Annotated in this window: 18 protein-coding genes; 5 read left to right on the forward strand and 13 right to left on the reverse strand. The window is 34.2% G+C overall.

What is annotated here, in order from left to right:
* The 3 genes from ABF281_RS08240 to ABF281_RS08250 form a co-directional block, all read right to left on the reverse strand.
* Nucleotides 1–245 (reverse strand): oleate hydratase (locus ABF281_RS08240; RefSeq protein ID WP_347181200.1); only part of this gene is annotated, 245 nt, incomplete at its 3' end.
* Between the two features lie 129 nt (nt 246–374).
* The gene (locus tag ABF281_RS08245) at nt 375–1,226 is read right to left on the reverse strand and encodes a LytTR family DNA-binding domain-containing protein (RefSeq protein WP_347181201.1); all 852 of its coding nucleotides are present in this window, start codon (nt 1,224–1,226) and stop codon (nt 375–377) included.
* A gap of 25 nt (nt 1,227–1,251) precedes the next feature.
* Nucleotides 1,252–2,151 carry a lipid A biosynthesis acyltransferase gene (locus ABF281_RS08250; RefSeq protein WP_347181202.1) on the reverse strand — a complete coding sequence of 300 codons (900 nt, stop codon included), beginning with the start codon at nt 2,149–2,151 and terminating at the stop codon, nt 1,252–1,254.
* A 63-nt stretch (nt 2,152–2,214) separates the two neighbouring features.
* Here ABF281_RS08250 and ABF281_RS08255 point away from each other — a divergent pair, with 63 nt between their 5' ends.
* The 4 genes from ABF281_RS08255 (at nt 2,215) to ABF281_RS08270 (ending at nt 6,150) form a co-directional block, all read left to right on the forward strand.
* Entirely contained in the window at nt 2,215–2,859 is a 645-nt protein-coding gene (locus tag ABF281_RS08255; RefSeq protein WP_347181203.1) for a rhomboid family intramembrane serine protease, read from the forward strand.
* Between the two features lie 60 nt (nt 2,860–2,919).
* On the forward strand, nt 2,920–4,569 hold the full coding sequence (locus ABF281_RS08260) for a SulP family inorganic anion transporter (RefSeq protein WP_347181204.1): 1,650 nt from the start codon (nt 2,920–2,922) through the stop codon (nt 4,567–4,569).
* 188 nt (nt 4,570–4,757) lie between these two features.
* The gene (locus ABF281_RS08265) at nt 4,758–5,432 is read left to right on the forward strand and encodes a DUF4956 domain-containing protein (protein ID WP_347181205.1); all 675 of its coding nucleotides are present in this window, start codon (nt 4,758–4,760) and stop codon (nt 5,430–5,432) included.
* The gene (locus tag ABF281_RS08270) at nt 5,425–6,150 is read left to right on the forward strand and encodes a DUF2490 domain-containing protein (protein WP_347181206.1); all 726 of its coding nucleotides are present in this window, start codon (nt 5,425–5,427) and stop codon (nt 6,148–6,150) included. Before ABF281_RS08265 ends, ABF281_RS08270 begins: the two co-directional genes overlap by 8 nt.
* Before the next feature lie 39 nt (nt 6,151–6,189).
* On the opposite strand, the gene ABF281_RS08275 is transcribed toward ABF281_RS08270, so the two are convergent.
* The 8 genes from ABF281_RS08275 to polA form a co-directional block, all read right to left on the reverse strand.
* The gene (locus ABF281_RS08275) at nt 6,190–8,529 is read right to left on the reverse strand and encodes an MMPL family transporter (RefSeq protein ID WP_347181207.1); all 2,340 of its coding nucleotides are present in this window, start codon (nt 8,527–8,529) and stop codon (nt 6,190–6,192) included.
* 114 nt (nt 8,530–8,643) lie between these two features.
* Nucleotides 8,644–9,198, reverse strand: coding sequence for a ribosome recycling factor (frr, locus tag ABF281_RS08280; protein WP_347181208.1), 555 nt, complete (start codon nt 9,196–9,198; stop codon nt 8,644–8,646).
* Nucleotides 9,199–9,206: 8 nt separating this feature from the next.
* Complete coding sequence (pyrH, locus tag ABF281_RS08285; RefSeq protein WP_347181209.1) at nt 9,207–9,917, reverse strand: UMP kinase; 711 nt, start codon at nt 9,915–9,917, stop codon at nt 9,207–9,209.
* Between the two features lie 129 nt (nt 9,918–10,046).
* Nucleotides 10,047–11,012 (reverse strand): translation elongation factor Ts, encoded by a 966-nt coding sequence (tsf, locus tag ABF281_RS08290; protein WP_347181210.1) that lies wholly within the window; start codon nt 11,010–11,012, stop codon nt 10,047–10,049.
* Nucleotides 11,013–11,092: 80 nt separating this feature from the next.
* Nucleotides 11,093–11,860, reverse strand: a complete 768-nt coding sequence (gene rpsB, locus ABF281_RS08295) for a 30S ribosomal protein S2 (RefSeq protein ID WP_347181211.1) — start codon at nt 11,858–11,860, stop codon at nt 11,093–11,095.
* Between the two features lie 176 nt (nt 11,861–12,036).
* Nucleotides 12,037–12,423, reverse strand: coding sequence for a 30S ribosomal protein S9 (gene rpsI, locus ABF281_RS08300; RefSeq protein ID WP_347181212.1), 387 nt, complete (start codon nt 12,421–12,423; stop codon nt 12,037–12,039).
* A gap of 1 nt (nt 12,424) precedes the next feature.
* Complete coding sequence (rplM, locus tag ABF281_RS08305) at nt 12,425–12,880, reverse strand: 50S ribosomal protein L13 (protein ID WP_347181213.1); 456 nt, start codon at nt 12,878–12,880, stop codon at nt 12,425–12,427.
* Between the two features lie 240 nt (nt 12,881–13,120).
* Complete coding sequence (polA, locus tag ABF281_RS08310) at nt 13,121–15,922, reverse strand: DNA polymerase I (protein ID WP_347181214.1); 2,802 nt, start codon at nt 15,920–15,922, stop codon at nt 13,121–13,123.
* Between the two features lie 238 nt (nt 15,923–16,160).
* On the opposite strand from polA, the gene ABF281_RS08315 reads away from it, so the two are divergent.
* Nucleotides 16,161–16,457 carry a thioredoxin family protein gene (locus ABF281_RS08315; protein WP_347181215.1) on the forward strand — a complete coding sequence of 99 codons (297 nt, stop codon included), beginning with the start codon at nt 16,161–16,163 and terminating at the stop codon, nt 16,455–16,457.
* Here the strand turns inward: ABF281_RS08315 and ABF281_RS08320 are convergent.
* Complete coding sequence (locus tag ABF281_RS08320) at nt 16,454–17,083, reverse strand: polysaccharide deacetylase family protein (protein ID WP_347181216.1); 630 nt, start codon at nt 17,081–17,083, stop codon at nt 16,454–16,456. The genes ABF281_RS08315 and ABF281_RS08320 overlap by 4 nt on opposite strands.
* A gap of 4 nt (nt 17,084–17,087) precedes the next feature.
* On the reverse strand, nt 17,088–19,369 hold a 2,282-nt coding region (locus tag ABF281_RS08325; RefSeq protein ID WP_347181217.1), incomplete at its 5' end, for a hypothetical protein.

Raw genomic sequence — 19,369 nt, forward strand, 5'->3', positions numbered from 1 at the left:
ATCTGGTAATAGTCAGAGGTTTTTTTCCCAAAGTCGTTAAAAAACTTATCAAAAACATCTGGCATCCAATAAAAAGTAGGGCCCATGTCGAACACAAATCCATCTTGGTGTAGTTGTTGAGCTCTTCCACCAACATGTTTGTTTTTTTCAAGAATGGTAACTTCGTAACCCATTTTTGCAAGATAACAACTTGCCGATAAAGAAGAGAAACCAGCTCCAATTATAATGACCTTTCTTTTGTGCATTTTTATTTTTTTAAGTTTATGTAACAATAATACGAATTGGAACTTACAGTTGCTAAAATATGTGGCGCAAGGGTTTTATTTGTGATGATTGGGACAATTGATCTCACAAAACATAGCCTTTTGGGACGATTAAGATTTTAAATTTTCTTTTGGGAAGCTTCGAGAAACTGGAATTGGTTCACTCAAATGATTCAAGAAAACTTGTAGAGCTCTAGCGTTACCCTCAGTTTTTGTGATTTCATTTTTGTTGACAATAAAAGAACGATGGCATCTAATAAATTGAGGATACACGCTCAGCAAATCTTCTACTTTTTTCAGTGTAATTCGCATCAGTTCTGTTTTTGTTTTTGAGTTTTCCTCCACAAATACTAACGTTGTGTAGTTGTTGTTGGATTGAGCATATAAAATAGAATCAACATCAATTTTTAGGGGAGGCTCTTTGATGTTGTCTGATTCAATAGTTATAAATTCTTTTTTTTCTTTTCTGATTTGTTCAATGATCTTAGAGCGATTGACATTTAGTTTTTGTTGTAAGTATCGTTCGACCATAAAGATGATAAACAATACCGGGAAAACACCAATAGAAAAGACAATTCCCATAAATTTTAGGTATGAAAAAGAAGGCATATACTCGTCTATAAATACCCGATGGTAAAAATAGTTTACTGTTGTAATGATTAAAAAGGTGATGAGTAAAAAAGTGGCTTCTTTTTGTACTGTCCAGTTTTTTACGTTGAAGTAAAATGAAAATTGCTTGGGAAGTATAAAGTAACTAATAAACAAGCTGCAACTGACAAGAAATCCGTATCCAAAGATCAATACCGGATTTGCTTGAACGACCTGGTTGATACCAAAGGGTTGGAAGATGAGTAAAAACACAGAGGTAAATAAACCGACTCCTAAAATCATAGACAACTTCACAGGTGTTTTGTCAATTAGGTAATAGGGTTTGTTTAACCAAATCTTAAATGTTTCTAGCATGAATGTTTTATTTTTGTTAAAGATACTATAAAGTTTTTTTTATGGGAGCTTTGCCTAAATGTTTAAATCGTTTGTGTGTCCAGAAATAAATATTAGGATCCAAGGAGATATCGTTTTCTAATGATTTTAAGTAGAGATCTGTTAAAGGGTATTCGCTCTTTTCATTTCCATTGGTGGTTAATCTTTCAAAGGTTATTTCGTAATATCCACGTTTGGGCATTTTTATTTTCATATACACAACATTAAAATCAAAGCGCTTGGCAAGCATTTCAGCCCCCGTGTGAATGGGAACTTGATGTCCAAAGAACTGAGACCAGTAGTGGGTTTTATGCAATTGTGGAGACTGATCACTTAGAAGTCCATAAACAGACTGTACGTTGTTTTTATAGTTTTTAAGAATTTGAGGGATGGTATCTTTGGTCAAAATGAAATGACAACCAAATCTACCTCTGTTCTTTTGAACAAAATTTTCAAAATACTTGTTTTCAACTTTTCTATAAGCTCCATAACACTTTATTTTGGTGTGACTATTTATGTTGAAAAGCCATTCCCAATTTCCTTGATGTGCTCCTAGTAAGATGATACTCTTTCCTTCGTTTTCTAATGTTCTAAAAATCTCAGGGTTCATATATTTGTACCTTTTGTCGAGTTCTGTTTGTGAAATACCAAATCCTTTGATCATTTCTATAAATATATCTACAAAGTGGCGAAAAGATTTTTTTTCAATCTTTAGTCTTTCAGACCCTTCTTTTTTTGGAAAGCAAAGAGCTAAGTTTTTTCGAACAGTTTTTTTTCTATAGCCGATGATATAGTATACTAAATAATAAATCAGGTTTGAGATACGATATAGAATAGATAATGGTAATTTTGAAAATATATACAGTACTGGATATACCAATAAAAAAATCGTACGTTCTTTGTTCATTATATCTAGGATAAGGAACTACAAATATCTGAATATATATTGTAAATAAATAAATTGAACATCATGAATTTAATAGTAATAGGATTAATTGTATTAAATATACTTCTAAGCTTAAAGGGTTTTAAAGATTCGACATTTTTTAATACTTACAAATTTAATGTCTTATCAATACAAAGAGGAGAAAAGTATAGGATGATTTCCTCTGGGTTTTTGCATACAGATTATATTCATTTGGGTTTTAACATGTATGCTTTGTATTTGTTTTCAAACACGGTTCTGTACTTTTTTAGCCCTCTAGAATACATAGGTTTGTATATGGTTAGTCTAGCAGTCGGTAACTACTTGTCTTTGATGATAAATAGAACAAACGCTTATTATTCGGCTGTGGGTGCCTCTGGTGCTGTCACAGGAATTATATTTGCTAGTATCGTTTTGCTTCCAGAGATGAAACTCTATATTTTTCCATTACCAATAGCTATTCCTGCCTACGTATTCGGTATCGGCTATTTGTTTTACTCCCTATATGGAATGAAAAATCAAGTAGGTAATATTGGGCACAGTGCACACATTGGCGGTGCAGTAGCGGGCTATTTTTTAACTCTATTATTAAAGCCTAGTGTGCTGTACACAGGAACTTTACAGGTAGTTTTGTTGGCTATTCCTATTGTGGTTCTGATAGTTATGCAAAAAAAGAATTTTTTAAAGTAAGTTTTATATTTGGTCGGATGGGTTAATAAATCCTATTTTTGCCGTTTAAAAATAGAAAAGATGACTAAATATTTAAAACAATTAACTACCAATCCTAAAAATGATATCCTAGCAGGAATGACAGTCTCGTTAGCGATGATACCAGAAGTTGTAGCTTTTGCTTTTGTTGCTCAAATAGATCCTTTAGTGGCCCTTTCGGGCGCTTTTATCATCGGGCTGATCACAGCTGTTTTTGGGGGTAGGCCTGGACTCATTTCAGGGGCCGCTGGTGCTGTTGCTGTTATTTTTGTTCATATGATACAACTAGGTCATCAAAAAGGGATGTTATTTGATCTTCCTATTGAAAATATGGGTTATTTTTACCTGTTGGCCGCTGTGATTTTGATGGGTTTTATTCAAATCCTAGCAGGAGTTTTTAAATTGGGTCGTTTTGTTCGTTTGATTCCATATCCAGTGATGTTAGGGTTTGTAAACGGATTGGCCATTGTAATTTTTTGGGCTCAAGTTAAAATGTTTAGCCACAAAACAGTTCAAGTTTCCGCAAGTGGAGTTAAAAATTACATCACTTCATTCATGTCAGGTACTGAGTTGTATACGATGATTGGTCTCGTTTCTCTAACCATGTTGATTATTTTTGTTCTACCTAAAATTAATAAAAAACTACCTGCCTCTTTGATGGCCATTTTAATAGTAACAATTCTTGTTATTACGTCAGGCTTAGACGTGTCCACAGTTGGCTCTTACATTAGAGAAGGTGGTGGTTTAGGATTAAAGGGAGAATTTCCAACTCCAAATATGGAGCTTTGGCAAAATTTACCTTTCAATTTAGATACCCTTACATTTGTTTTGCCTTTTGCCTTTTTAGCAGCTTCTGTCGGATTGATAGAGTCTTTAATGACGATGAACTTAGTAGATGAATTGACAGATACTAGAGGGGATGGTAATCGAGAATGTATTGCGCAAGGTGTAGGAAATATCACGAGTGGGCTTTTAGGAGGAACTGGTGGTTGCGGTATGATTGGTCAGACCGTAATAAATATCAATGCCAAAGGTAGAGGTCGTTTGTCTGGTATCATCATGGCCCTAACCTTATTGTCCTTCATTTTATTTGCAGATAAGTATATTGAACAAGTTCCTATTGCTGCTTTGGTTGGTGTTATGTTTGTTATGGTACTCGAAACATTTGCATGGTCTAGTATTCGTATTCTGAGAAAAATTCCAAGGGCAGATGCTTTTGTTTTGATAGCAGTATCTATCGTAACTGTAGTATTTGATTTGGCGATTGCTGTTTTTGCAGGGGTTATCATATCAGCACTTGTTTTTGCATGGGAAAATGCCATTAGAATTCGTGCGAGAAAAAGAGAGAAAGATGGTGTCTTAACTTATGAGATTTGGGGACCTCTGTTTTTTGGATCAGTAAATGTATTTAATGAGAAATTTGATGTAAAAAATGATCCTAAATACATTGAGATTGATTTTGTAGAGTCAAGAGTTAGTGATCATTCCGGACTAGAAGCCATTAAAAATATAGTAAACAAATACAACGACTTGGGTAAAGAAGTAAAACTGAAGCATCTGAGTAAAGATTCTAAAGTATTATTAATGAAAGCAGATCTTAAGTTTTCAAAAATGATTGTTGAAGATATAGATGATCCAAGGTATCATCTGGTTGAAGATCCAGAAAAGTTTAAAAAAGGTTTGTACGAATGATAAAAAAGGAACGGATGTTTGTGTTCCTTTTTTATTGACCAAAATAAAGATGACCATATACTTTGTTTCATAATCGCTAAAAAGTTATATTTAATCTTTTTGGATCAATGCAGATTTACTAAAGTTGCGCTTTTTTAAAATGATTGATCGAAAAATAGATTTTCAAACCTAATCAAACACATGTTAATATGATTGCAATATTAGAAACTACAATAAGCATACTACAACTTAAAATGGATTTTTTAGATATTCCAATATTTGATGATGATTTTTATAAAATGATTTTTCGTTTTGGGATGAATGCGTTCTTTTTAACTATTGTCATTTGGTTTTTGTACCATAAAAATAACAAAAGAAAAGAGTACCTGTTTACTTACTATTTGATTAGTACAATTGTTTTCTTCTTGTGTTTTACGCTAAAAAAGTATGAGTTAGATATCGGTATGGCCCTAGGTTTGTTTGCTATTTTTGGGATTATTAGGTACAGAACTGATGCGATCCCTATCAAAGAAATGACTTATTTATTTGTGGTCATTGGAATGTCAGTGATCAATTCTTTGGCAAACAAAAAAATGAGCTATGCAGAGGTCCTAACAGCAAACATTGTAGTTGTTTTTACCATAATCATTATCGAGAGATTACTATCCCTATCACCAACAGAAGACCAAGTAATTGAGGAAACAAAAGATGTCGTTTACGAAATTATGGAAAACATAAAACCCTGTAATTATAACCTTTTGAAAGAAAGCTTAGAAGATAGGATGGGGTTTGAAATTAATAGGGTAGAAGTTAAAAATGCGGACTTCTTTAAAAACACTGCGAAATTAAAAATTTATTATACCCAACAAAGTCACAATGAATAATTTGATTCACACAAAATATAAGTCTTTAGCTTTATTTATTTTATTTGCCTTGAGTTCTAGTTTTATGTCTGCTCAAGCTCAATCTAATAGTAAAGATTTTGAAAGTTGGAATACCTTAGCGTTTCAGTTTAAGCCTCTTGATAAAATATCTTTAGCCTTGGAGCAGCAAGCAAGATTTCAGGAAAACGGATCTAAGCTCGAACAATATTTCACACAGTTTGAAGCCAATTACGAGTGCTTTAAAAACTTTCAGATTGGGAGTGAGTTTAGGTACATTACAAAAAACGATACCAAAGGAAAACAGCAAGGGTACAAATATCGTTTTAGATATCAGATAAACTTATTGTACAAGCAAAAAATAAAGGCATTAACATTAAAATACAAATTGGCTTACCAAAATAGAAATGAATTGGGGTTGAGTCTGGATCAAGGTGATATTGCTAAAGAAAATATTCGATTCAAAGTTGGTCTTGCCTACAACATTAAAAAGTGGTATTTAGATCCAAAAGTATCTGCTGAAATCTTTAATACAATTGGTAGTGATGATCCAACAACAGAAGGTTTTAGTAAATATAGATTTACCATTGGCACGAGTTATAAAATTAAAAAGATAGGTGAAATATCCTTCTTTTATAGGTTTGAAAAAGAGATAAACGTAGATCTTCCTCTTTCTTCTGATATTTTGGGGTTAAAATTTGCCTACGTGTTAAAAAATTAGCAGCAATTGCCTACTATTTACAGAACATAAAAAAGTAAGCTATCTGTTCTTCTGCTTGTTTTTTTGTGAAATTAAACGTTCAAATGTGAGCAACAAAGAGGGTAGAATGACCAGGTTTGAAATCATTGCGAACAAAAGAGTGATAGACACCAAGCCTCCCAAAGCTTTTGTGCCACCAAAGCTGGAAATGATAAATACTAAAAATCCAAAGAAAAGAACGATGGAAGTATAAAACATACTAATACCAGATTCTCTGATCGCTTTGTAAACAGACTTTCTCACCTTCCCTTTACTATTTATAAGTTCCTGTCTATACTTTGCCAAAAAATGTATGGTGTCATCAACAGAAATACCAAAAGCAATACTGAAAACAAGAATTGTAGAGGGTTTTAAAGGGATCCCTAGATATCCCATTAACCCAGCTGTGATGAGTAGTGGAAATACATTAGGAATCAAAGAGATAAAAATCATTTTGGTGTTTTTAAAGAGGCCGCCAATAAAAATAGCAATAAGCACTATAGCTAGACCCAACGAAATGATGAGGTTATTGATCAAATAATTAGTTCCTTTCACAAAGACTAGCGCTTTTCCAGTCATGGTTACTTCGTATTTTCTTTTTGGAAAATTTTTATTAATAATGACTTGTAACTCATTTTGTATCTGTTCCATTCTCTCCGTACCAATATCTTTCATAAAAGTAGTAATTCTAGCAAATCGTCCCGTTTTATCGACCATATTGGATAGGGAAGCGCTATCGTCTATAGAATTCTTTGCATAGCTTGTGATGAAAGTTTTTTCTTGTGAAGTCGGTAATTTATAAAAATTAGCATTTCCATTGTAATAAGCTTGTTTAGTAAATTTGACCATATTATTTACGGACATAGGCTTAGACAATTCAGGTATTCTTAGGATCTCTTCTTCTAATTTTTGTATGCGCTTTAGCGTACTTAAGTTTAGAACACCATTTTTCTTTTTTGTGTCTACTAATATTTCAAGTGGAAGGATACCTCCAAACTCTCTCTCAAAAAAAACAATATCCTTGTAGAATTGTGTTTTCTTAGACATGTCTTCAATCAAACTACCCGATACTTTAATTTGAAATGCTCCTACTATAGATACCAATAGTAAGGCAAATGAAATCAAGTAGACAAAGGGTTTTTTATTTCGTATAACTTTGGTCATTCCTTTTACAATAGCATCTGCCCATCTCTTTTCTAAATGTTTTAAATGTTTGGTCTTTGGCAGTGGCATGAAACTGTAAAGAATTGGAATTAAACACAAGGAGATGATAAAAATACCCATGATATTGATGGAAGCGATGACTCCAAATTCTTTGAGTATTTTACTCTTTGTAAAGATGAAGGTAGCAAAACCAGCAGAGGTCGTCAAATTCGTCATTAAGGTAGCATTCCCAACTTTTGTGATCACTCTTTGTAAAGATTTGGCCTTGTTACCGTGCTTATATACTTCTTGTTGGTATTTGTGTATTAAAAAAATGGCATTTGGGACCCCAATTACAATGATAAGAGGAGGTATTAAAGCTGTTAATATTGATATGCGATACCCTAGTAAACCAATAAAACCAAATGACCATAATACACCTATAATTACAACAGCAAGTGTAATTGCAGTGGCTCTAAGAGATCTAAAAAACAGGAAGAAAATGAATCCTGTTACACCTAATCCTAATAACACAAACAACCCCATTTCAGACTTTACGCTTGCTGCATTCATACTACGGACATAAGGCATTCCAGAAACACGGACTTGCAAGTTGTTTTCTTTATTAAACTTTTCAATCAAAGGATTAAAAGTTTGTTTTATGAAGTTTGATCTTAGTTTGGTGTTTACAATCTCTTTGTCAATGTAAACGACTGTTTGGATGGTTCCTGTTTGTTTGTTAAATAAGATATTATCGTAAAAAGGTAAGTCGTTAAAAATATGATGACTAATGCTGTCTATTTCTTGTTGATTGTATTTTTTCTTTCGAAAGATAGAAGTCAGTTCAAATCTTTGTTTTTCTACATTTTTCTTTAGTTCCTTTATGTTGCTAAACGAAATAACACCTTCTATTTCTTTATCAAAAGAAGACAATTCATCGGCCAGTGCAATCCAATGATTAAATTTATTGACATCAGATAAAAGGGCACTGTCTTTAACAGCCAAAACAACAATATTACCCTCTTCCCCAAAAATTTCTAGAAATTTATCGTATTCAATGTTTACAGGACTATCTTCTGGAAGCAAATTAGCCTCGGTGTAAGAGAACTCCACATTTTTAAATTGAAGGGCCAGTAGACCTGTAATGATTGCAATAATGCTTATGGTAGCAACTCTATGGGTTAAGATGGTTCTTGCAACAGTGTTCCAGAATTTCATAAAAGAGTAATGTTTTATTCAGTAGTAAAATTATGCAAAAAAAGTCATCTAATTAGGTGGTGTATACCACATACTTAATTAGATGACTATCTGTTTTATTTATTGGTGATCAATTTACACTTTCATAATTTCGGCATCTTTAATCACGTAGGCTTCATCAATTTTTTTGATAAATGCATCAGTTAATGTCTGTACTTGATCTTCTGAAACTTTTTTCTCATCATCAGAAACCTCTACTTTTTTAATGTCATTATTACTATCTCTACGAATATTTCGGATGCTAATCTTAGCGTTTTCAGCTTCAGCTTTTGCTTGTTTAGACAATTCCTTACGTCTCTCCTCTGTTAATGCAGGAACATTAATGATGATATGTTCACCATTGTTCATAGGATTAAAACCTAAGTTTGAAATGATGATTCCCTTCTCAATTTCAGGAATCATGTTTTTTTCCCAAGGCTGTACCGTAATCGTTTGAGCATCTGGTGTACTAACATTTGCTACTTGACTTAGCGGGGTTTGAGAACCGTAATAGTCTACCATTACACTTCCCAACATCGCTGGAGTTGCCTTACCAGCTCTAATGTTTCCAAACTCTTTGACCAAATGATTAACGGCAGCCTCCATCGCTTCTTTAGCACTGTCAATAATAAATGTGATTTCTTCGTTCATGTTGTAAATTATTTATCTGTAACTATAGTACCTATATCTTCTCCTTGTATTAATTTTTGAAGATTCCCTTGAGTATTCATGTCAAAAACAAGGATTGGAAGACTATTTTCTTGACTCAATGTAAAAGCTGTTGAATCCATAATTTTTAAACCTTTGTTCAATACTTCTTTGTAAGAGATCGAATCAAATTTTGTTGCAGTTCTGTCTTTTTCAGGATCAGCAGTATAAATTCCATCGACACGTGTACCTTTTAAAATGACATCAGCTTGAATCTCAATAGCTCTCAATACAGATGCTGTGTCAGTCGTAAAATAGGGGTTTCCTGTTCCTGCTCCAAAAATTACAACTCTTCCTTTTTCCAAATGTCTAACCGCTCTTCTTTTGATAAAAGGTTCAGCGATTTCTTCCATTTTGATTGCAGTCAGTAATCTGGTTTGAACTCCTATACTTTCTATGGCACTTTGTAAAGCCATTCCATTGATACAAGTAGCTAGCATTCCCATGTAATCTCCCTGTACTCGATCCATGCCTTGTGCTGCCCCAGAAATACCTCTAAAAATATTTCCTCCCCCAATAACAATTGCAATCTCTAATCCTGTGTCTACAGCCGTTTTAATTTCTTGTGCATATTCTGCTAATCTTTTTGGATCTATCCCATATTGGTTGTTTCCCATTAGCGCTTCTCCACTCAATTTTAAAAGTATCCTTTTGTATCGCATCTTTGTTATTTAGGTACTGCAAATATAAAATTTTAGATGAATATTCACGGCCTGATGTATTGCTTTTATTACACAAAAAAACCTCTCATATGTATGAGAGGTTTTGTTATTACTTGTATTTAGAATTATTTATCCTAAAGTAACTCTTGAGAAAGATACAACTTCAACATTAGAAGCTCCAACGTATTCTGCAACAGTTTTCTTTTCATCTTTGATAAAGTTCTGATCTAATAAACACTGTTCTTGGTCTAGAGTCGTATTGTCTGATACAAATCTTTCCATTTTACCAGGTAAAATTCTATCCCATATTTTTTCGGGCTTTCCTTCTGCAGTCAATTCTGCCTTAGCCGCTTCTTCAGCTTTTGCTAAAACTTCATCTGTCAATTGAGACTTAGAGATGTATTGAGGAACATTTTTCAATGTCTTTCCTAATCTTCCCAATTCAATGTTGTCCTTTTCTATAGCCGCAATTCTAGCTTCTGTTTCAGTCGCTACAAATGTTGGATCAAAATCTTTGTAAGACAATTTGGTAGCCCCCATAGAAGCTACTTGCATTGCAATATCTCTAGAAAGAGCATCTGCTCCCTCTATATTTTCAGACAAACCTACCAAAGAAGCGATTTTGTTTCCTACGTGGATGTAAGAACCTACATAAGCAGCTTCTACTCTTGAAAAGTCATTAATTTCTAATTTCTCTCCAACAACTCCTGTTTGTTCAACCAATTTGTCAACAACAGGCATACCCCCAAATTCAGAAGCTAAAAACTCTTCTTTTGTGTTGTAATTTAATGCATGAGCTGCCAATTCTTTTGCCAAAGCAACAAAGTCTTCATTTTTACCAACAAAGTCAGTTTCACATCCTAATACAATAGAAACTCCTGCAGTTTTAGCGTCGTTGACAACAGCAATAGCAGCACCTTCGCTAGACTCACGGTCAGCTCTCTTTGCAGCCATTTTTTGACCTCTTTTACGTAAAACGTCAACCGCTTTATCAAAATCTCCTTCAGCTTCGATCAAAGCTTTTTTACAGTCCATCATTCCAGCTCCTGATGATTTTCTTAGTTTCATCACGTCAGCTGCCTTAATATCTGCCATAGTTTTGTGTTTTAAATTTTATAAAAATGAACGGTACAAAATTTAGAGTTTTTGTACCGTTACAGATTAACTTATTGTGATTACTTAGCTTCTTCCGCTTTTTTCTCAGCAACCTCTTCTTTAGCAACTGGCGCTGCTTTTTCTTTAGCGCTTGCTTCTTTTCCAGCTTTTCTCTCACTTAATCCTTGTGCGATTGCACCCGTTGTTAAGCTTAAGATTTTGTCAATTGATTTTGAAGCATCATCGTTTGATGGGATCACGAAATCAATATTACTTGGATCAGAATTCGTATCCACCATTGCAAAAACTGGAATGTTTAATTTCTTAGCTTCAGCAACAGCAATGTGTTCTTTTTTCACATCTATAACAAACAAAGCACCTGGTAAACGTGTCATGTCAGAAATAGATCCTAAGTTCTTTTCTAGTTTCGTACGTTGACGGTCGATTTGTAATTTTTCTCTTTTTGATAATGCATCAAAAGAACCATCGGTTTTCATTCTGTCAATTTGAGACATTTTTTTAACCGCTTTACGAATGGTAACAAAGTTAGTTAGCATTCCTCCAGGCCATCTTTCAGTAATGAAAGGCATGTTTACTGCTCCTGCTTTCTCAGCTACGATATCCTTAGCCTGTTTTTTTGTTGCAACAAATAAGATTTTTCTTCCTGATGCAGCAATTTTTTCTAATGCAACAGATGCGTCGTCAATTTTAGCTGAAGTTTTGTATAGGTCAATGATGTGTACTCCATTACGTTCTGTGTAAATGTAAGGAGCCATACTTGGGTTCCACTTTCTTGTTAAGTGACCAAAGTGTACACCAGCTTCTAATAGTTCTTGAATATTTGCCATAATATGGTTTCTTGTTTAGATGTTAGCAATAGTGGAGTAGTTCATGTGTAGAAGTCTCTACTATTTTTGCTAAACAATCGATTAATTTAAATTTTAATTTGTGAAGTTTACTTGCTGAAGATTGTCGTGTAAATTGAGTTTCACGACGCCTTTTAGCATTAAAGACTCTAATACGATTAACGCTTTGAGAATTGGAACTTCTTTCTTGCTTTCTTTTGACCGAATTTCTTACGTTCAACCATTCTAGGATCACGTGTTAATAATCCTTCAGGTTTTAAGATTGCTCTATTTTCTGCATCAATTTCACATAATGCTCTAGCGATAGCCAAACGGATAGCTTCTGCTTGTCCAGTTACACCACCTCCAAATACATTTACTGTGATATCGAAAGATTCTAATGTTTCAGTTAATAATAAAGCTTGCTTTGCCTTGTACTGTAATGTTCCAGTAGTAAAATAAGCTGCTAAGTCTTTACCATTGATTGTCATGTTTCCAGAACCTTCAGAAACATATACTCTTGCTACGGCAGTTTTACGTCTACCAATTTTGTGAATAGTTTCCATTTTATAATAGGTCTTTTAAGTTAATAGTTGTTGGCTGTTGAGCTTCTTGACCATGCTCACCACCAGCATAAACATACAAGTTCTTGTATAGAGCGCTTCCTAGTTTGTTTTTAGGTAACATTCCTTTTACTGCTTTCTCGATCAATCTTGTTGGATCTTTCTCGAACATTTCTGTAGCAGTTAAACTTCTTTGACCTCCTGGATATCCTGTGTGACGAATGTAAGATTTGTCAGTCCATTTTTTTCCAGTTAAATTGATTTTTTCAGCGTTGATAATTACAACGTTGTCTCCACAATCCACGTGGGGAGTGTAGTTAGGTTTGTACTTTCCTCTAATTAGTTTTGCAACAATAGAAGATAAACGACCCAATGTTTGTCCGTCCGCATCTACTAAAACCCACTGCTTGTCTACAGTAGCTTTGTTAGCCGATACTGTTTTGTAACTTAATGTGTTCATTTACACTAGTTTTTGTAATAATTAAACAATAATTCTTCTTGGATTCTCCAAGGGATTGCAAAAATATAATTATTTGTTTAGATAGCCATCTTTTTTTTACGAGAATTTTTGTTTTTTTTACGGCTAATATCCTAAAGGTGAATCGTTAGCGATTTCTTAAAGATATAAGGTGTTTTTTTAGTTCAAAATCATGTTTGCAAGTCAAGAGATCATGCTCTTTTTGTGATTTTTTTGTTTTGATTAGTGTGCGTCTAGCCAATTGTCACCCATGTCTGTATCCACCACAAGTGGAACACTTAGTTTATAAGCGTTTTCCATCTCAGAAATAATGAAAGGTTTTAAAACTTCGATTTCTTCTTTATGCATATCAAACACCAATTCATCGTGTACTTGTAAAAGCATTTTAGTTTTGTATTTGCCGCTTTCTAGTTTTTTCTGAATATTAATCATTGCAATTTTGATGATGTCAGCCGCTGTTCCTTGGATGGGAGCATTTACCGCGTTTCGTTCATCTGCAGATCTTACGATGGCATTTGCAGAATTGATGTTGTTAAGATAGCGTCGTCTGTCTAGGAGCGTTTTTACATATCCATGTTCTTTGGCAAAGTCTACTTGGCTAGCCATATATTTTTTTAATGTAGGATAGGTTTCGTAGTACGTTTCGATCAGCTCTTTTGATTCTTTTCTACTCAAATTGGTTTGTTGGCTAAGTCCAAAAGCAGAAACACCATAGATGATACCAAAATTTACCGTTTTTGCTTGGCTACGTTGTTCTCGAGTTACCTCTTCCAAAGGAATTCCAAAAACATTGGCAGCTGTAGAGCGGTGGATGTCATCGCCGTTTTGGAATGAAGCAAGCATTGCCGGGTCTTTACTGAGTTCTGCAATGAGTCTTAATTCAATTTGAGAATAATCTGCAGCAAATAAAACATAGTCATCATTCTTTTTTACAAATGCTTTACGGATTAGTTTTCCTCTTTCTGTTCGAATAGGGATGTTTTGTAGGTTAGGGTTGTTTGAACTCAATCTTCCCGTTGCGGCCGTGGCTTGACTGTAGGTTGTGTGTACCCTATTTGAGATGGGGTTCACTTCATTAGGTAAAGCATCCACATAAGTGTTTTTCAATTTCACCAATCCACGGTATTCTAAGATTTTAGAAACGATCACATGCTCCGCCGCTAGTTTGCTCAGAACGTCTTCTCCAGTGGCGTATTGTCCAGTTTTGGTTTTTTTTGGTTTGTCAACCAATTTCATGTTTTCAAACAGAACAATTCCTAGTTGTTTTGGAGAAGCAATATTGAATGCTTCACCAGCTAGGGTGTGTATGTCTTTTTCTAAAGAAGAAATGTCTGAGGTTAAATTTTCAGATAATTTTTCAAGAAACGAAACATCTAATTTGATACCCGTTAGCTCCATGCTTGATAACACTTTTAACAGGGGCAATTCGATCTTGTCGTATAAGTTTTCAAGATTGTTTTCGGTCAACTCTTTTCTAAATAATTTTTCTAATTGAAAACAGATATCTGTTTGTTCGCAGGAATATGCTGTGTTAACCTTCAAATCAACTGCTGATAATTTTAGTTTGTTTTTTCCTTTTCCAGTCACCTGGTCTTGAGGTGTCACTTCGTAATTTAAATAGGTTTCGGATAAGACATTTATTTGATGCCTTTGGTCTGGATTTAGTAAATAGTGTGCTAAGCTTATGTCAAAAATTTTTCCTTTGATTGTGATGCTATAGGAGGCTAAGCACTTGATGTTGCGTTTTAAGTCGTAAGCAATCTTTTCAATATTTTCATTTTCAAAAAACATTCTTAATGCGGTTAGAATTTCTTCTGTATTTCCGGAGACTGGGATAAAATAACCTGTGTGTGTTTCGTAAGAAAAACTAAAACCAATAATTTGATCAATAAATCCTTCTTTTTCAGTTACGATTTCAAATGCAACTTTTGCTTGTTGTAACAGATTTTGAAGAAATAATTTTCTAGCGGTAAGGGTATCTACATATTGATAAATGGGGTTGATGTTGTTGAGGTTGTTAAACCCGAAGGATGATGAAGTTCCTTGTTGTTCAGGTACTGAAAACAAATCCAACTGTGGTTTGTTGCTGTTTTTTGAATTGGATTCCTTTTTAGGGTTTTCCTCTTGTTTGGACGCCTCCATGGCAAAAAGTTTATTTACCGTATCGGCAATACGTCTAAACTCTAGTTCTTGAAAAATCCTAGTGGTTTCTTCAATATTGGGTTTGCACATCGTAAAACTCTCCTCGTTGTATTGTACAGGACAATCTAAAATAATGGTTGCAAGTTCTTTAGACAGCTTCCCTAGTTCCTTATTGGCTTCAACTTTTTCTTTCAATTTTCCTTTGAGCTCATGAGTGTTTGCAAGGAGGCCTTCCATGGACCCATATTCTTTGATGAATTTTTTGGCTGTTTTGTCTCCGACTCCTGGAAGACCAGGAATGTTGTCTACAGCATCTCCCATCATTCCTAAATAATCGATAACTTGCAATGGGTCTTCAACCTCAAATTTTTCTTTTACTTTTTCAATGTCCCAGATTTCTATCCCATTTCCCATCCTAGCGGGCCTGTACATAAATATATTTTCAGAAACCAATTGGGCATAATCTTTATCTGGCGTAACCATATATACCTGGCATCCTTCTTTTTCAGCTTGTTTGGCAAGTGTACCAATAAGATCATCTGCTTCGAAACCTGATTCCTCTATAATAGGAATGTTCATGGCTCTTAAAATCTCCTGAATGTATGGGACGGCAATTTTTATGGCTTCTGGGGTTTCTTGCCTGTTTGCTTTATAGGCTTCAAAAGACTCAGTTCTTGATACCGATCCACCTTTGTCAAAGGCAACAGCAAGAAGTTCGGGTTTTTCTCTTTTGATCACGTCTAACAAAGAATTGGTAAACCCAAGGATAGCAGAGGTATCCATACCTTTTGAGTTGATTCTAGGATTTTTGATCAAAGCATAATATCCTCGAAAAATTAAAGCAAAAGCATCGAGTAAAAACAATCTTTTTTGTGCAGCCATAAATTAAAATTTAAGTATGTAAATGTAATTAAAAAACTATTAAACCAATTCTGATGTTTGGTGGTTTTTGTTTTTTTAAATCTTAAATTACTTTGAAAAAAAATCAATTCGTGTGTGTATTTTATAAAATTAGGCTAATTTTTGTGTTCAATTCGTAATTTATTTAAAAATCATTACATTTGCCTTCAGTATTATAATATGGTTTGCTTTATAAGGAGACTTTTTTAAATATTTAGATATGACTAAGTTCGGTGATTTAATTAATGTTGAAATGCCTGTTTTAATTGATTTTTACGCTCAGTGGAGTGAAGAAGAGGAAGAAACTGGCGTTGTATTAAACGATGTTGTTGCTGCTTTAGGGGACAAAGCGAAAGTGATGAAAATTGACATTGCAAAAAATGAAACGCTAGTAAACGCACTCAAAGTAAAAGCCAATCCTACCTTTTTAATTTACAAAAATGGAGAGTTAAAGTGGAGACAGTCTGGAGAGCAAGATGCAAATACGTTGATTGCAATGGTACAACAATACGTTTAGGGTATTGCTTTACATACGTATCCATTATCTTTCAATGTTTTTAGTATTATGGGCAGACTTTCTTTGAGTCTTGGAAATGATTTTTCGCTATCGTGAAAAACAACTATGCTACCGTTTTTTACGTTTTTAAGTACATTTTCTACACATTCTCTCGCACTTAGCTTTTGATCGAAATCGGCACTCAATACCTCCCACATCACAATTTGATACCCCAATTCACGAAGTTTACGAGATTGGGATATTTTTATTTTTCCAAAGGGAGGCCTAAATAGCCTTTGTGATTGATTTGATAAAAGTTTTTCAGTTGATCTTACATTTTTAATATAATCTACATCTTTTGTTTTCCATCCATTTAAGTGATGGTAGGTGTGGTTTCCTATGCTGTGATTTTCGGAAATGACTTTCTGAAATACCTCGGGGTGTTTGTGGATGTTTTCTCCAATACAAAAAAAGGTAGCTTTTGCGTTGTAAATGTTTAGTTGCTCTAATACCCAAGGAGTGATTACAGGTAGAGGACCGTCATCAAAGGTAAGGTAGATTTCTTTTTTGTGACTTGAAAAATTCCAAGTCCACTTGTTAAAAATGAACTTGAAAATTTTAGGTATTTTAATAGGATAGTACCTCACCGTGTTATTCAAAAAGGGTTTCAAACATTTCTATATGAGATTCAAATGCTTGCGCCACTTTGTTTTTGTAATCTTCATCTGTATCATATTTGTCTATGTCTATTTTGATGGTTTGATACATTTGAAATTGAGTTTGGATGTCAGAGAACAAATAGCTTAAATCTTTGCTGTTAAACTTGCTGTAGTATAGGAGTTGTTCTTGAAATACTTTGATCAAGATGTTAGCTGCTTTTCGCGCTTTCTCTGGTTTGTTTATCAAGTAATACTGTTCAGGGAAACCTAAACAAACTCCGTAATTTTCATAGTCTTCAATAGGCATTTTATGGAAACTTAAGTCTAGCATTTCTTCTGCTTTGTCAAATTTTCTTTCATTGATAAGGGCTTCTACCAATCGTGAGATGGTATTTCTGTAGGTAATGGAGTTTTTTCTAGATTCAACATCTAAGTAAAAATCTTTACCACGGTGACCAAACGTCCAATCCTTTACGCGGTCATATAGCAATTCACTATCAATACGTCCCATTCCTAGAATTCCATATTTATCTTCTGTTTTTATAGGAACAAGTTTGTAAGCTAAGCCATCTAATTGTAAATAATCTTTGAGCCAAATGTATTCCTCATTAGCATTTGATCCTCCTGTAAAGTAGATGGGGTGTTTCCATTGGTTGTTGGCAAGAATATCTAGCATTAGGATTCTGTTTTTTGTCAAGCCACGTTCATCAACATCTAACGAAATGGTGTCTACTATCTCATGAGCATCTTTGGCTTTTACTGTACCATTTGCCAAGACCATCTCTTTGTTTACTTTGAGATTTAATTTGTTTGTTGGGTAAAACTTTTCAAATTTACCTTCACTAATTTCTATGTAAGTTCTTTTGTCATTTGAAGAGATCCATGTCATAAAATCTTCAAGATTCCAACGGTCTTTCACTTGTCCCATATGGTAAGCTACATCCAAGCTACCATGTCTGTATTGTTTGTGTGTTAGCTGCGAGGGAATAGGGTCTGATTCGTAAGCTTTACGCTTCATTTGGTCAATATACCAATCTGTAGCGAGTAAGCTAGAGTTGACAATTTTAATATCGGTTCTATATTTTTCTACCTCTTGCAAATACCAAAGTGGGAAGGTATCATTGTCTCCAATGGTAAATAAAATCGCGTTTTGATCACATGAATCTAGATAAGCTTTTGCGTTAAAATAAGCTGTGTAACGATTAGATCTATCGTGGTCGTCCCAGTTTTGTGTAGCCATTAAAATAGGAGAAGCCAACAAGCACAGGATCGTGATTCCAATAGCGATGGCTTTGTTTCTTTTGTATTGATTTATTTTGTCAATGATGGCATACACACCAAAACCTACCCACATAGCAAAGATGTAAAAAGAGCCTACAATAGCATAGTCTCTTTCTCTAGGTTCAAAAGGTTTTGGGTTTGTATAAAAAATAATGGCAAAACCTGTAAAGGCAAAAAAGAGTAGTAGGTTATAGAAGTTGCGCTTATCTTTTGCATACTGGAACATAAGTCCTATGAGGCCCAGTAAAAATGGAATTCCAAAATAGACATTTCTTCCTTTGTTTTTTTTGGCATTTCTAGGAAGATTTTTCTGCGGTCCAACCAATGTTTGATCTATAAAATCAATTCCCGTGATCCAGTTTCCGTTTAAGGGATCCATGTTTCCTTGGAGATCGTTTTGTTTACCTACAAAATTCCAAAACAAATATCTAAAGTACATATAGCCAAATTGATATTCGGCCATAAACTTTAAGTTTTGAAACATGGTAGGTTTGCTTTGACTGTCTTTTGGAATGCCTGCAATCATTTTATAATTTTGTTCTAAACCTGGCACCACCATTCTTGGGATGAGTCCTTTGTGTAAATCGCTTGTTTTCTGTTGCGCTTTTTTGTAGTCGTTTACAATGATGTATTTTCCTGCTTTTTCGTCTTTTTCATATTTAGGCTTAACATCAATCATAATGACTTCACCATTTTCATCTAAAGCAGATGTTCTGTTGTATTTTTCAGAATAATAGGTATCGTAAAAAATATTGGCATCACCATATTGTTCTCGGTTGTAGTAGGCAAGAAGTTCTCTTGCAGAGGAGGGGTTGTTTTCGTTGATGATGGTATTGGCATTCGCTCTGATTGGGAGCATGATCCAACAAGAAAATCCAATCATCACAAACAGAACAGAAAGTAGGATTGTATTTCCTAAGTAAAGTTTATTTTTTCTGGTGTGTTTCAGTCCAAAGTAAAAACCAAGAACAATAACAATTCCTGCTATAATGG

The organism is Wenyingzhuangia sp., assembly GCF_039768515.1.
GTDB lineage: Bacteria > Bacteroidota > Bacteroidia > Flavobacteriales > Flavobacteriaceae > Wenyingzhuangia.